Source organism: Sporosarcina sp. So3-204, assembly GCF_058068165.1.
Genome location: NZ_CM176485.1, coordinates 882,083 through 897,137, shown reverse-complemented (window position 1 = coordinate 897,137; position 15,055 = coordinate 882,083). Strand labels below are relative to the sequence as shown.

The 15,055-nt window shown below is 37.8% G+C and carries 15 protein-coding genes; 5 read left to right on the top strand and 10 right to left on the bottom strand.

Annotation, left to right across the window (positions count from 1 at the left end; all coding sequences use genetic code 11):
* Positions 1-172 precede the first annotated feature (172 nt).
* Positions 173-1,087, top strand: coding sequence for a COX15/CtaA family protein (locus tag AC3RV6_RS04265; protein WP_489748218.1), 915 nt, complete (start codon positions 173-175; stop codon positions 1,085-1,087).
* A gap of 166 nt (positions 1,088-1,253) precedes the next feature.
* Here the strand turns inward: AC3RV6_RS04265 and AC3RV6_RS04260 are convergent, their stop codons facing one another.
* The 4 genes from AC3RV6_RS04260 to AC3RV6_RS04245 form a co-directional block, all read right to left on the bottom strand.
* Entirely contained in the window at positions 1,254-2,711 is a 1,458-nt protein-coding gene (locus AC3RV6_RS04260) for an IS1182 family transposase (protein WP_489748217.1), read from the bottom strand.
* A 318-nt stretch (positions 2,712-3,029) separates the two neighbouring features.
* Positions 3,030-6,464 (bottom strand): pyruvate carboxylase, encoded by a 3,435-nt coding sequence (pyc, locus tag AC3RV6_RS04255; protein ID WP_489748216.1) that lies wholly within the window; start codon positions 6,462-6,464, stop codon positions 3,030-3,032.
* A 21-nt stretch (positions 6,465-6,485) separates the two neighbouring features.
* Complete coding sequence (locus AC3RV6_RS04250) at positions 6,486-7,664, bottom strand: FtsW/RodA/SpoVE family cell cycle protein (RefSeq protein ID WP_489748215.1); 1,179 nt, start codon at positions 7,662-7,664, stop codon at positions 6,486-6,488.
* A 63-nt stretch (positions 7,665-7,727) separates the two neighbouring features.
* The gene (locus tag AC3RV6_RS04245; protein WP_489748214.1) at positions 7,728-8,009 is read right to left on the bottom strand and encodes an Fpa/YlaN family protein; all 282 of its coding nucleotides are present in this window, start codon (positions 8,007-8,009) and stop codon (positions 7,728-7,730) included.
* Between the two features lie 181 nt (positions 8,010-8,190).
* Between AC3RV6_RS04245 and AC3RV6_RS04240 the strand changes: the two genes are divergently transcribed.
* Positions 8,191-8,691: a peptidyl-prolyl cis-trans isomerase gene (locus AC3RV6_RS04240; protein ID WP_489748213.1), complete on the top strand. Its 501-nt coding sequence runs from the start codon at positions 8,191-8,193 to the stop codon at positions 8,689-8,691.
* A gap of 12 nt (positions 8,692-8,703) precedes the next feature.
* A complete protein-coding gene (locus tag AC3RV6_RS04235) occupies positions 8,704-8,907 on the top strand; it encodes a YlaI family protein (RefSeq protein WP_489748212.1) in 204 nt (67 codons plus the stop codon).
* Positions 8,908-8,936: 29 nt separating this feature from the next.
* Here the strand turns inward: AC3RV6_RS04235 and AC3RV6_RS04230 are convergent, their stop codons facing one another.
* Both AC3RV6_RS04230 and typA read right to left on the bottom strand, forming a co-directional pair.
* On the bottom strand, positions 8,937-9,284 hold the full coding sequence (locus AC3RV6_RS04230; protein WP_489748211.1) for a YlaH-like family protein: 348 nt from the start codon (positions 9,282-9,284) through the stop codon (positions 8,937-8,939).
* Positions 9,285-9,389: 105 nt separating this feature from the next.
* Positions 9,390-11,222 (bottom strand): translational GTPase TypA, encoded by a 1,833-nt coding sequence (gene typA / locus AC3RV6_RS04225; RefSeq protein ID WP_489748210.1) that lies wholly within the window; start codon positions 11,220-11,222, stop codon positions 9,390-9,392.
* Between the two features lie 100 nt (positions 11,223-11,322).
* On the opposite strand from typA, the gene AC3RV6_RS04220 reads away from it, so the two are divergent.
* On the top strand, positions 11,323-11,508 hold the full coding sequence (locus AC3RV6_RS04220; protein WP_489748209.1) for a YlaF family protein: 186 nt from the start codon (positions 11,323-11,325) through the stop codon (positions 11,506-11,508).
* 50 nt (positions 11,509-11,558) lie between these two features.
* Here AC3RV6_RS04220 and AC3RV6_RS04215 read toward each other — a convergent pair whose 3' ends face one another.
* Together AC3RV6_RS04215 and AC3RV6_RS04210 are read right to left on the bottom strand one after the other, a co-directional pair.
* Entirely contained in the window at positions 11,559-12,353 is a 795-nt protein-coding gene (locus AC3RV6_RS04215) for an inositol monophosphatase family protein (protein WP_489748208.1), read from the bottom strand.
* Positions 12,354-12,474: 121 nt separating this feature from the next.
* Positions 12,475-12,672: a hypothetical protein gene (locus AC3RV6_RS04210; RefSeq protein WP_489748207.1), complete on the bottom strand. Its 198-nt coding sequence runs from the start codon at positions 12,670-12,672 to the stop codon at positions 12,475-12,477.
* A 397-nt stretch (positions 12,673-13,069) separates the two neighbouring features.
* On the opposite strand from AC3RV6_RS04210, the gene AC3RV6_RS04205 reads away from it, so the two are divergent.
* Complete coding sequence (locus AC3RV6_RS04205; protein WP_489748206.1) at positions 13,070-13,699, top strand: YktB family protein; 630 nt, start codon at positions 13,070-13,072, stop codon at positions 13,697-13,699.
* A 39-nt stretch (positions 13,700-13,738) separates the two neighbouring features.
* Here the strand turns inward: AC3RV6_RS04205 and AC3RV6_RS04200 are convergent, their stop codons facing one another.
* Positions 13,739-14,011, bottom strand: coding sequence for a UPF0223 family protein (locus tag AC3RV6_RS04200; RefSeq protein WP_489748205.1), 273 nt, complete (start codon positions 14,009-14,011; stop codon positions 13,739-13,741).
* A 12-nt stretch (positions 14,012-14,023) separates the two neighbouring features.
* Positions 14,024-14,989, bottom strand: a complete 966-nt coding sequence (locus AC3RV6_RS04195) for an NAD(P)H-dependent flavin oxidoreductase (protein ID WP_489748204.1) — start codon at positions 14,987-14,989, stop codon at positions 14,024-14,026.
* Positions 14,990-15,055 lie beyond the last annotated feature (66 nt).

Here is a 15,055-nt window from a genome sequence, read left to right as displayed (position 1 = left end):
TTGTAACCATTTGTGAAGTTATAAGGTCTTTTTTATGAACATTGTGTGAAATCATGATTTTTATCCTTAATTTCAAATGCTAGTCATTGTCTTTTATCATACCATTCGTTATCATCAAACACGCAGGGTCGTTACTTTAAGTTCATCATTTAATTAAAAGTAGGTGTTAATTTTGCGCTATAATAAATTCTTAAAATGGTTCGCTGTTGCTTCTACAGTCGGAATGGCATTAATCCTCCTTGGTGGCGCTCTTGTCACTAAGACAGACAGTGGAATGGGTTGTGGGCGACATTGGCCTGGATGTAATGGACAACTAATTCCAGATGTGATTACGCTTGAAGTACTAATCGAGTTTTCACACCGACTTGTAACAGGTTCTGTAGGAATACTAATTCTTGTCCTAGCAATTTGGTCTTGGAAAGCCATAGGACATGTTAGAGAAACTAAGTTCCTTTCAATTATGTCAGTATTCTTTTTAGTTTTGCAAGCATTGATAGGTGCTGCACAAGTACTATGGGGACAAGGCGATTTCATATTAGCGCTTCATTTCGGCATTTCTCTCATTTCTTTTGCATCTGTACTCCTATTAACTCTTCTCATCTTTGAAGTCGATCAGAAATTTGATACTGACAAATTAGTTATGAGCAAAAAGTTAAAATGGCATACAGTCGGCGTCACAATATATTCTTATATCGTCGTTTATACGGGTGCCCTTGTAAGGCATACCAATTCTAGTCTCGCATGTAAGGATTGGCCCTTATGTCGAAACGATGAGTTCTTTACGCTTCCAACAAACATGTATGAATGGGTGCAAATGGGTCATCGGACAGCTGCAGCACTAATCTTCATTTGGATTGCATATATCGCAATCCACGCTATTCGAAATTACAAAAATCAACCCGTTATTTACTGGGGCTGGATAATAGCTTTAACGCTTGTTTCCTTACAAGTGATTTCTGGTATGACTGTCGTACTAACAAGATTAAGTCTAACAATTGCATTACTCCACTCCTTTTTTATATCTTTACTTTTTGGGTTACTAGCATATATGATTCTTCTTGTTTCTCGAAGCCGGGGAAAAAAGTAATCTTACCAAATATATGCTTTCCCTTACAATTAAATAAAAAACACTCCGACGTTTATAGAGGCCACTGAAAAACTTACGTTTTTAAATTTGTAGTAAATCTCATAGAAAAAAGAGCCGATTCGTTCGATTTTGAACGAATTAGCTCTTTTTTCTTTGCTGTTTCTTACTATGTATCTTTCATTAACGTTATAATCCGTTTAAGATTGACCGCAAAAATGGTCATGGCACCTTGCATTCGCATGCCAAATAGACCCGCTGATTTGGCTACATCATACCCGTGTCTATGTTTTAATTCACTATTCTTCGCTTCGATTTTATAACGAGATTTGGCTTTGACTTTAAATTCATCGCTATTTTGAAACGCTTCTTGATCTTTATGTTCTGTCGATTTAATCGTTACCGAGTAAGTTTTACTTTTCGCACCTTCTTTATAACAACCTTGACGAAACGGGCAGCTTTTACATTTATTAATATCAAAATAATAGGTTTGACATTGATTTCTCACTACATTTTTCTTTTGAGTACGCGCTTTTCTAATCGCCATGTGACCGGCCTTACAAACATACATCCCTGCATCTTTATTAAATTCAAATTCCTCTTCCTTCGTACGACTCCCTTGTGTAATTTGAGGGTGTAATTTTGACACCAGTTCAAGTTCATTTTCCTTGGCATAAAGAATATTATCTTTTCCAGAATAAGCTGTATCCCCAAGCACTGCTTCAATTTCCATGCCTGTTTCCTGACTTTTTTCAATTAAATCTTGAAGGTATTTCCCATCACTTTTTTCTCCAGTTGTCACAATCGCAGCTGTAATCAATCGTTCATCATTTATTGCAATATGTGTTTTGTAGCCAAAGAAAGAGGAGTCTGCTGTTTTATGACCTACGCGTGCATCTGGATCCGTTGAGAAATCGAGCCGTTCTGTATAATCTTCTACAACTTCCTTTAATACATTTAACTTCTCTTTGACGGCTGGAATGTTTACAAGGTGAACCTCTTTTTCAATTACTGAAATCACTTTTTCACAATAAGCCAATTCATCTTCAACTTCGTTAGAAGTTGTTTTCGTTGGGAACTTTTCTTTCATGGTTTCATCGAATTGATACACAGTTTTACGTACATTTTTGGATTTTTCCATTAAAAATTCTTTCGGTGATTTTTGGTTATATCGCGCTTTTGTATGCGTGGCGTCTACAATAATCGATTTACTTTTGATAAGCTCTTTTTCAAGTGCAATTTCAACTGTCTTTTGAATGAGTAAGTCTAATAAATCCAAGTCATTTAGACGTAGCTTGCGAAATTTCGTTAAGGAACTGGGATCAATGACTGAAGCCTCTGGTGCCATATCAAGAAAGTATTTGAAAGACATATCGTACTTAGAGCGTTCGACAACATCAACATCTGATAAATCAAAGATTAATTTAAGTAATAAATATTTAAACATGCGAATCGGCGGGACTGCATTGCGACCGTTATCGTGACAATATTTACTTTTCAATTCCTCTAAAACAAAGGAGAAATCTACAAGTTCATTGATTTGACGCAGCATATTATCTTTTGGTACAACGATATCGTAGATGGCTATATATGGGCTAAGATTGAAGGTTTCTTGAGTAGGGATCATGGGACCACCGCCTGGAATTAGTCCTTTTATTATACAATAAAACAGCGATTCATTTTCGATTTAATCGAAAATGAATCGCTGTTTAGTGTTTTATAGTCTGATTTTTAGCATACTCCGTTGATTGTAGCGGAAGATGGCGACTCCTACGGGATGAAGCGGGACAGGCGAGACCCCACAGGAGCGCGGTTTTCGCGACGAGGAGGCTCACCGCCCGCCCCGTGGAAAGCGTCCATCTGTAGCGGAAATCAACAAATTCTAGAAAACCTCAGGTGAAGAGGACTTTTTCAGTGGCCTCGTTTATATCTGAGTGTTTTTTTATTATTCTATTTCAATAAGTAAATCTCCTGTTGAAATTGATTCACCGGCTACAACGTAAATTTGTTTCACTATACCATCAAATGGTGCTTGTATAGTTGTTTCCATCTTCATCGCTTCTGTAATTAAGAGGTGTTCGCCTCTCTTAACTTTTGCACCTTGATCTACTGCAACTTTCAACACAGTACCCGGCATCGTAGCAGCGATATGCTTAATATTTGTTGGGTCAGCTTTAAGATTTCTAACAACTGTGGATTCAACATTTACATCCTCGACGATTACTTCACGCGGTTGTCCATTTAATTCATAATACATTACTCGTGTCGCATCTGATTGTGGTTCACTAATTGAAACAAGTTTAACGATTAATGTCTTACCTTTTTCAATTTCGATTTCAATCTCTTCACCTAGTCGTAATCCGTAGAGATATTCTGCAGTATCAATAACAGAGACATTACCGAATTCGTTATTCGTCTTTATATAATCCTCAAAGACTTTTGGATACAGCACATGCGAAAGTATTTCATGGCTTGTTACTGGTCTCTCTAGTTTTGTGCTAAGTTCAACTGACAACTTTTCAAAATCAACAGCTTCTAGCAATTCTCCAGGACGAACAGTAATCGGTTTACGATCTTTCAATATCACCTTTTGAAGATCTTCAGGGAATCCGCCATGTGGTTGCCCAATATAGCCTTCGAAAAATTCAATAACCGATTCTGGAAAATCAATAGACTTACCGCGAACAAGCACAGTATTCTCATCCAAATTATTTTGAACCATGAATAATGCCATGTCTCCGACAACTTTAGACGAAGGTGTAACTTTTACAACGTCTCCAAAGAGAAGGTTAACGCGAGAATACATCATTTTGACTTCTTCCCAACGTTCACCAAGACCAACAGCTCTCGCTTGTTGTTGCAAGTTTGAGTATTGTCCTCCCGGCATTTCGTGTACATATATTTCAGAATGTGGACTATTCATACCACTTTCAAAATGTTGATAATATTTCCGTACATCTTCCCAATAATGAGATAATTTTTCAAGCGATTGAACTTCAGTGCGAACTTTACGCTTTCCACCCGACATTGCGTAATACAATGAGCTTGAAGACGGTTGTGATGTTAGTCCTGCCATCGCGCCTAAAGCTGTATCTACAATATCTACACCTGCATCAATTGCACGTGCATAAGTGTAAATACCATTGCCGCTCGTATCATGGATATGGAGGTGAATCGGTATGTCAACCGTTGCTTTTAATTCTGACACAAGTTGGAATGCCGCTTCAGGCTTTAATAACCCCGCCATATCTTTGATAGCAAGTATATGAGCACCTGCTGATTCAAGTTCTTTTGCCATTTTCTTATAATAAGCAATCGTATACTTATCTCGTGAACTATCTAAAATATCACCTGTATAACAAATTGCAGCTTCTGCAATCTTGCCAGAATTTCTTGTCGCATCAATCGCGATTTCCATACCCTTAATCCAATTTAAACTGTCGAAGATACGGAATACATCTATTCCAGCTTCTGCTGATTCCTTAATAAATTCTCTTATGACATTATCCGGATAATTCGTATACCCTACAGCATTAGCACCTCTAAATAGCATTTGGAATAATGTATTTGGTATTTGTTCCCTTAATTGAATAAGTCTGTCCCACGGATTTTCTTTTAGGAACCTATAAGCTACATCGAATGTTGCCCCGCCCCACATCTCATAAGAAAATAAATCTGGCATTAATCTGGCTGATTCGGAAGCTATATTTGTCATATCCTTCGTACGCATCCGTGTTGCTAACAAGGACTGATGCGCATCTCTAAATGTAGTATCGGTTAACAAAACATCATCTTGTTCTTTTATCCATTTTACTAATCCTTCTGGACCCAGTTCATCAAGAATTTGTTTCGTACCTTGCTTAGGTGGCGTTAATAGGTCGATTGAAGGCTTTCGAATTGGATGGAATACTGGTTTTGACCGATTGTCAATACCCGGGAATCCGTTAACCGTTACATTACTTAGGTAATTCAATATTTTAGTGCCGCGATCTAGTCTTGTTGGGAACAGGAATAATTCAGGTGTCGTATCTATGAAGCTTGTATCATAGTCCCCTACAAGAAACTCTTTATGTCTAACTACGTTTTCTAAAAAAGGAATATTCGTTTTAATTCCGCGAATTCTAAATTCTTGCAAGTTTCTGTCCATTTTAGCCGCAGCTTCTCTAAATGTCATACCCCAAGTAGATACTTTAACGAGAAGTGAATCATAATGTGGTGTAATCACTGCACCTTGGAAACCATTTCCTGCATCTAAACGAACACCAAATCCTCCACCTGAACGATACACAGTTAACTTACCAGTGTCTGGCATAAAATCATTTGCTGGGTCTTCCGTAGTTACTCGTGACTGTATTGCAAAACCAAACAAAGGTATCTTGTCTTGTGAAGGTATCGCTTCAATTCCTTCGTGGATATTTTTGCCATCCGCAATATGTATTTGCGCATGCACAACGTCAATTCCTGTAATCATTTCAGTAATCGTATGCTCTACTTGAATACGTGGATTAACTTCAATAAAGTAAAATTGTCCGTCAGCTACAAGAAACTCAACTGTTCCTGCATTTAGATAGTTAACATTTTTCATTAGCTTAACTGCTGCATCACAAATATCTTGACGTAATTTATCACCCAATGATAGTGAGGGTGCAATTTCAACAACTTTTTGATGTCTTCGCTGAATCGAACAATCTCTTTCATAAAGATGAACTATATTGCCATGAGTATCACCAAGAATTTGTACTTCTATATGTTTTGGATTAATTATACATTTCTCAACATACATTTCATCGGACCCGAATGCAGCTTTCGCTTCTGATTGCGCTCTTTCATAAGCCTGATGTAACTCTTCTTCAGAATTAACAACACGCATTCCACGACCGCCACCACCTAGGGATGCTTTAACCATAACTGGATAGCCGTGAGACTTCGCAAATTCCGCAACGCCATTGACTGAATCAACAGGACCATCACTACCAGGTATAATGGGAATTCCCGCCGCAACTGCCTGATCACGCGCTTTAACTTTATCTCCAAACATGTCTAAATGTGTTGATGTTGGACCGATGAATATAATACCTTCTTCTTCAAGACGTCGAGCAAAATTTACGTTCTCTGCCAAGAAGCCGTATCCTGGATGAATTGCGTCTGCTCCACAATCTTTAGCGATTTTAATAATACCTTCAATATCTAAATAAGCATCAATTGGTTTCTTACCTTCACCTACTAAGTATGATTCATCCGCCTTGTAGCGGTGGAAAGCGCCGTTATCTTCAGTTGAATAAATACCGACCGTAGCTATTTCTAATTCAGTACATGCTCGGAATATACGAATCGCGATTTCTCCGCGGTTCGCTACGAGGATCTTATTAATGTTTTTCAACAAAGACACTTCCTTTTCCTGTTATTTAGTCCGCTCCATTTTCACAAACATTGACACATTAACCAAGATTCCTGTTGCAATTGAAAGCAGTATAATCGATGTTCCACCATAACTAATAAATGGTAACGGCACGCCCGTTAATGGAATAAGTCCTGTTAAACCACCAATGTTAACGAAGGTTTGAATTCCAATCATACTTCCAATTCCAGCAGCTAGCATTCTTGCATGGGGATCTTTCGCTTTAAGCGCAATCACCAATGCACGTAAAACAATGAAACCTAACCCACCTATTACTATTATAGATCCCAGTACACCTAACTCCTCTGAGATAATTGCCATAATAACATCTGTATGCGGTTCAGGCAAATAACCCATTTTTTGAATTGAATTTCCAAGCCCATTTCCTTTTACTCCACCTGAACCGATCGCGATGTATCCGTTGGCAATTTGATAACCAGAACCTTGTAAATAATCGAAAGGGTTTAGATAAGACAACAAACGGCCTTTTCTACTTCCTGTCATAATCGTTCCCCAATTAAAATAAATAATTGGAGCAGCACAAACCAAACCAAATATAATTAAACTAGACATCTTCAAAAACGTTCGTTTTCTAATTCCACTTGCCGCCATTACACCAAAAGCTGTCATAATGATAATGAAAGTTGTGCCTATATCCGTTTCCATCATTACAGATCCAGCTACTAGTACAAGGATAATAATCGGAGGTCCAATTGATTGATTTAAACTATCAATCGTTCCAGCTTCATACTTTTTCGCAAATATACTTGAAAAGTAAATTACTATGACTAGCTTTGCTACTTCAGACGGCTGAATACTACCGATACTGAAACTACCGAGCTTAATCGCAATCCAACTTTGGGCACCAACTGCTTCGCCATAACCAATAAAATGTACCAATAACAGGAGTATCATCATAGTACCAACAGAGAAAATCATAAATTTTTTGCGTTTATAATTTTTATATGGAAAAAAAGCGGCTAAAAAGAAAGCCGGGATTGCAATCGCCAGGTTAATCAGTTGTTTTTTGAAAAAATGGTCAGGATCCCAATGATATTTACTTACCGACCAAACAAGGCTCGAACTATAAATCATAACTAGTCCAAACATGCATAACAGAAAATATGTAATAAAAATCGGATAATCAAAATTCCGAACAAAGCGCTTAATATAATTTTGCATTGGTAGGACCTCTTCTACATTAAACAAAAAACCCAAACTATTAAATAAGTTTGAGTCCTTTGTTTATTTACTAGTATATAAGTCGTGCAAGACCGTCATTTCTTGTTCTAGTGAAGAAAGAATTTCATTCCCACTGTCTCGCTCAATTAGTCCTAACTTTACCGCAAAATCAATTTCGCGAGCAAGTCCGAACATTTGAGTGTCTAGCACTTCTTCGTATAATGGACATTGAGGCATAGTCAAATGATCCATCTGTACTTTTATCAATTGAGCAATTTTGTCAGCATCAGCTTTAAGCTGTATAGTTGCTTTTTCCTGATATGTTTCTTGCATTTCAATATCCATGAGGACGCCCCCATCAAGCTATTATTTCTAATCTACGATTATTAGTAAATTGTATCTTTTGAACATGAAAATTGCAAGCGATTCCCTTATTTTTCACAGAACTGATTCTAAACCTTTTCCCCGTCGACTGAAAGCGTTATACTAAAAGGAGCTAGTTATTGATAAGTAAGGGGATGTAAAATTGAAAAAGATTATTCCTATTAAAGGAAATGTACGTTTCAAAATAACACTTGATCCAACTGTCTGGATCTTTGATGACCGAAGGATAGACCTAGATCTTTTCTTTTCGGATGACTATGTTGAAAAAGATGACGTAGAAGAATATAAGAAGAATATGGGAAAGCATTGGTCTCGTGAAATAATGGAAGGTGCAGTTTTCCCACCCACACTGGAAAGCGAAAGAAACTTTGAAGAAACAAATTCCATAGAGGGAACCTACGGTATGTACTTAAAGCACTTCTTAAAAAATGCTGAACCAAATGACAACGCTGAAATTATTCGATTTGAAACTGCAAATGGGGAGAATCATTCTTATCAGTTAACAAATCTCGATGATTTCATATTAAAATATAGCATTGACGGCAAACCTATTCTTGAAGACGGCCCCATACATCTTCTCTTTAGAGACGGTTCAAATACCGAAAATCCTATACGAAACATCGTTGCAATAACAATCGAATAGGAGGAGATTTCATTGCGTGTTAAATGTGTAATTTGTGACGAGATAGGACAACTTGACGACAATGCCCCTCTCGCCAAAAGATTAAGGAATCGTCCAATCCATACTTATATGTGTAATCAGTGTAACGAAAGAATTACTACCAGAACAATAGAGCGTATAGCGACCGGCAACTATGTTTTCAGACGTAGTTCACACCCTATTGAAAATGATTTTTAAATTATATGCAAAAGAAGACTCCTTCGCAATTACGCGATGGAGTCTTCTTTATCACCTTTGTATTCATTCATACGCCTTGCTCGATAAATAATCAATATTAAAGCAGCTACAATAAGCCCTTCGACGATTGGTAAGAAAAATGCTAAGAATGTCAAAACTATACACCCTACAAACAAAAATGTATAGATGATTAGCGTTTGAAGAAGCTTTAATTTTCTAGCAAATCCAAGTTTGTATACCAATGCCGACAAAAGAAATATTAATGCGAGTAATACGTAGCCTGCACTGTCAAAAGAAGGCATGAATTCGTAAATAAAGCGTGAGATTCCAGACATCCGATCTGAGACCAGTTGGGAATCCTCAACCCTTACATTCATTTAAAACAGTCCTTTCACGAAAGGCTAACTGAACTTAAATTAGCCTAACTGACATTCTACAAAATAACACTTTTATAGTTAAACAAGTAAATTAAATGATTCAGATTAAGATCTTGTCTTTTTCGTTACACGTTCACGTTCACTCTTACCAAGAATCTTTTTACGAAGACGAATTGACAGAGGTGTAACCTCACAAAGCTCATCATCATCCAAATATTCAAGAGACTCTTCAAGGGTCATAATACGTGGTTTTTTAATTGCTACAGTTTGGTCTTTATTCGCAGTACGAATATTTGATTGTTGTTTTGCCTTTGTTAAGTTAATCGTTAGGTCAACATCACGGTTATGCTCTCCAACAATCATACCTTCGTAAACTTCTGTGCCTGGCTCAATGAATATTACTCCACGATCTTCTACATGAAGAATACCATAAGGAGTAGCTGTTCCGTTCTCCATTGATACAAGAACACCTTGCGCACGTTTACCGACACGACCAGCACTCATCGGCTGATAGCTGTCGAACGTGTGATTAATAATACCGTAACCTCTAGTCATTGTAAGGAATTCTGTTGAATACCCAATCAATCCACGTGCTGGTACTAAGAATATTAAGCGTACAGTACCTGTCCCATTATTAACCATATCAATCATTTCACCTTTACGGTTACTGATTGACTCAATAACGTTACCTGTATATTGTTCCGGCGCTTCAATTTGAACCCGTTCAACCGGCTCACACTTTTTGCCATCAATTTCACGTATAATAACTTCTGGTTTAGAAACTTGTAGTTCAAAACCTTCACGTCTCATATTTTCAATTAAGATTGACAAATGAAGTTCACCGCGACCAGAAACGACCCAAGAATCTGCTCCTGAAGATTCAACTCTTAAAGATACATCTGTTTGAAGTTGTTGGTTAAGACGCTCTTCAATTTTTCTTGATGTAACCCATTTACCTTCACGACCAGCAAAAGGACTGTTATTTACTAAGAACGCCATTTGTAACGTCGGCTCGTCTACATGTAGTTCAGGAAGTGCTTCAGGGTGTTCGATTGGACAAATCGTGTCACTTACATCGATTCCTTCCATACCTGATACCGCGACAAGGTCACCAGCATAAGCTGTTTGAATCTCAATTCTTTTCAGTCCAAGGAAACCTGACATTTTCGTAACACGGAAGTTTTTCTTACTGCCGTCACGTTTAATTACCGATACTTGTTGTCCTACGTTCATCGTACCTCGGAAGATACGTCCAATTCCAATACGTCCTACATAGTCACTATAATCCAATAAAGAAACTTGGAATTGAAGTGGCTCATCGCGATTGTCGATTGGTGCAGGGATTTTTTCAAGAATTGCTTCATAAAGAACGCGTAGCGTTTCTTCTTGATCAGCTGGATCTCCAGATAAGCTTGCTGTACCGTTAAAACCAGATGCAAAGACAACTGGGAATTCAAGCTGTTCATCATTTGCTTCAAGCTCTATGAATAACTCAAGCACTTCATCAACAACTTCTTCTGGACGTGCAAACTCACGGTCGATTTTATTAACGACAACAATCGGCTTCAAGTTTTGTTCTAATGCTTTTTTCAACACAAAACGAGTTTGTGGCATACATCCTTCATATGCGTCAACAACTAAAAGTACACCGTCAACCATTTTCAGAATACGTTCCACTTCTCCACCGAAGTCAGCGTGACCTGGTGTATCCAAAATATTGATTTTTGTACCGTTGTATTCAATCGCTGTGTTTTTCGCAAGAATTGTTATTCCGCGTTCACGCTCTATATCATCCGAGTCCATCGCACGGTCATCGACTTGTTCATTAGATCTAAATATGCCTGATTGCTTCAATAGCTGATCTACAAGCGTTGTTTTTCCATGGTCTACGTGTGCGATAATTGCAATATTCCTTAAGTCTGTACGTTCTTTAGTCATGATTTCACTCCATTACTCTTTTTTCATATGCCTAACTGTGATATTATAGCATAAGATTATTAATATTAAAAACTTTTTTATATATTTTGGAGGGATTTAATTGAAAGATATACAATGGATCTTCATACCTTACTCTGTTGGTGCTGTTTTAGCTATGTGTGGAATAGGTGTCGCTGTTGCAACAAAAAGTATTATTGGTGGCATCGTTGCAATAATAGCACTTATCCTAATTATGGGCTACGGCTTCAAAATGAAGAAAAAGTTACGTGAGCAAGGCGCTCTATAATAAATCACTTATGCTGTCCTCGACCTAATTTAAGGTTGGGGTGGCTTTTTTTATTTTAACAAACGAATATAGTCCGTTAAAATATTATCATGTAGTCCTGGGCATGCAACGATAAACGAATCTTGACCAAGTAATTCAGGCTTTTCCCCTTTCAAATTAGTTGACATAGCACCGACCTCTTGCGCTATAACGATCCCCCCCGCAACATCCCATGGCGACAGTCTCACCGATATATACGCATCCAACCTACCCGAAGCAACATAAGCCATTTCTAACGCAGCCGAACCGTATGAGCGTGACCCTCTACACTCCAGAACAAGTCCAATCATTTTCTCATGATCCAAATAACGATTTGGCGCAACCCATCTTGCATTAATCCCGATAATTGCTTGACTAAGTGGCTTGACTTCAAGTTGTGGTAGAAGTTCATCATTTAAATAAGCTCCCCCACCTTTAGAAGCACAATAAAAATCATCGCGTGTGACATCGTAAATATAACCAAGCATACCGACACCATCCAAATAAATTCCAAGTGAAATGGCAAAATTTCGTTTTTGATGGATAAAGTTCGTTGTTCCATCAATCGGATCTATAATCCAGGTCACTCCTTCTAGCGAATCAACCGCTTTACCCATTCCTTCTTCACCCAAAATTTTATGTCCAACAAAATCGGTCTCAATTCGATTTATAAAAAAAGATTCAATTTCACGATCAATATTCGTCACTAGATCATTAGCATTTGTCTTGGTATCGATATGTATACGACTAAAAAAAGAAATACGTATTTTATGTCCAGCCTCTTTTATTAATGACTTTGCATAACGGTCAATATATTCCCAATTCAAATCCACCACCCCTTCCAATGTAATCTCCTATTCTTTATAGTATAACGAAAAAGGCACCTGATTACATGACTCCCGATTGGGAATATTGTATCAAATGCCTGTTTATGTCATTTTTTTGTTTTCATGCAAAGCCATTTAACGTCTCCAACTCACGATGAATCTCCCTTAACCTGTTTTCACTTCTCAATTTTTGCTTACTGTCAGCCTGCTGTATTGCATCGAACAACGTCGCTAATTCATAATCTAACTCTAGATGTAATACCTTCACATATTCTTTTTCAATGTCAGCTTTCCTAATAATGTGTACAACTTGTTTCACTGTCGCCACCCCTTTTCATTTATTTTGATTAATTATTCTGTCTATTGTTATTATAGTATGCAGTGCGTGTTAGCAATTCTAGTCACAAGCCCTTATAAATTTATTATCCCCTAAAACCTGATACAATAAACGTGAAAAGATTAATTAAAACATAACTTAATTGCGTCCAGATTTTTTCAGGCTCGTTTGAATAAAACCCGAAATCCTGTAACTACAAAGAGGTATTGCGCTTTATTCCATCAAGGGGAAATGAAACTTAATTCAGCCAGGGTTTAATCTCTACCGAACAACTGGCATATTAGATCATTGCCTAAGAGAGAGAGCCAACTGCCTCTCTCGCCGTTTCACTTATAGAAGCGGGTGACTACTGCTAAATTCAGTCAAAGGAGTGAACGTATTGAATAAAAAATTTTGGGACATTGAGGATTTCAATCTTTTTTTACTAGAAGGGCTTGAAAACCGAATGAGCGCACTGCAAAACCAAGTTCAACCTAAATTCGCAATACTTGGCGACCAACTAGTTAATCGTTTATCGGCACATGGAACTGGGGAGTTTTTCACACATATCGCCCGCCATGCACGAAGAACCGTTAATCCTCCAACAGATAGTTGGGTAGCTATGGCACCATCCAAAAGAGGTTATAAAGCAATTCCTCACTTTCAGATTGGCTTATGGAGCACACATTTATTCATTATTATTGCAGTTATTTATGAAAACCCTGATAAAAAAGGAATTGCTGAACGACTTGAACAAAATTTACATACCGTTACATCACTTCCTGACTCCTATATCGTATCGGGAGATCATATGAAGCCAGAAGCTTTTGTGATCAATGATTTTGGTGAAGTTAAAGTTTTAAATTTACTTGAACGACTAAAGACTGTCAAAAAGGCTGAATTTCTTGTCGGTCGTCATTTATCCAACGAAGATGCAGCAAAAATGACAAAAAATGAATTTATAAATTTTACTACAGAAACAATTGACGAACTTTTGCCAGTTTACGATGTAATTATTGGTAATTATTAATGAATCTTTTCCTTCGATAAAAAAGAGCGTAACTTGGCGTTACGCTCCTTTAATGATATCTCCTTTTAAGCCTTCTGTTGCTGCTTTTACTACACGGTAACTGCTATAGCCACTTGCATCTTCAAACTCTTTAAACAATGTCTTCTCTTCTGATTTTGAAGGTACAATCTTTTTGAATAAACGATAGGCATTCATCACTTTTTCCTGCAAGACACCGTCCTCATACGCACCTTCAATTAACTCAAAAAAATCTATAACCGTGATAATTTCGTCTGTCGACCAATCCTGCCGAAGCGGATAACTATATTCCATCGATAATTCCTCCTATTTATGAAAGTTCCAACCAACTCGAATCACTTCTGCCTCTCGGACCATTTTCTCGAAAAGTTCGGCAACAGTAGGAATATCTTCAATCAAGCCAGCTACTTGGCCAGCCCAGCCATAACCATTTTCTGAATCGCCGTCATGTATAAAGCGCTTATTTGCTTCCCCACTAATAAACTCTTTCAGTATCTCATAATCCGCATTATTTTCTTCCAACTCAATAATTTTATTCGTCCACGCCCCTGACAAAGCTCTTGCAGGTGCACCAATTGTTCTTTTTATAACGGTAGTTCCTGTTTCCTTACTATTTAATAATGCCTCTAGATATGCTTTAGATGCGTGGACACATTCCTTTGTAGCTATAAATCTCGTGCCCATTTCAATTCCATCCGCCCCTAGTGCATGCGCCGCCATCCAACCACGCCCATCCCCGATTCCTCCAGAGGAAATGACAGGTATAGATACTGCGTCTACAACTAATGGTGTTAATACCATTGTTCCAATATCATCACGACCCAAATGACCGCCGCCTTCCTGGCCGACAACCATCACAGCATCCGCTCCTAATTCTTCTGCTTTTTCAGCTTGTCGTTTAGCCGCCACAAGTACAAGTGTCTTTACGTCCTTTCCTTTAATTTGTTTAAAAAAAGGAGCAGGATTACCACCTGTAACAGACATAATTTTCACACCTTCATCAAGTGCAGCGCTTAACATATCTTCAAAAGGTCTCCCATGTTGACTAATCGCAAAGTTTACACCAAATGGCATATTAGTTATTTCTTTGACTTTTCTAATTTCAGCTACCAACGCTTCTGGAGATTCAAGACTCATTGCAGTAATTTGGCCAAGTCCACCAGCCTTGGAAACTGCTGAGCAAAGTTCTGCATAAGCGAGGTGTGCAAGTCCCCCTTGTATAATTGGATACTTAATACCAAACAGTTCAGTTACTCTCGTTTTCCATTCCATCAAACGCACCCCCATTTTACTACACAATTAAACTATTCTTTACTTTCTAGTAAAACCCTTCTTCTC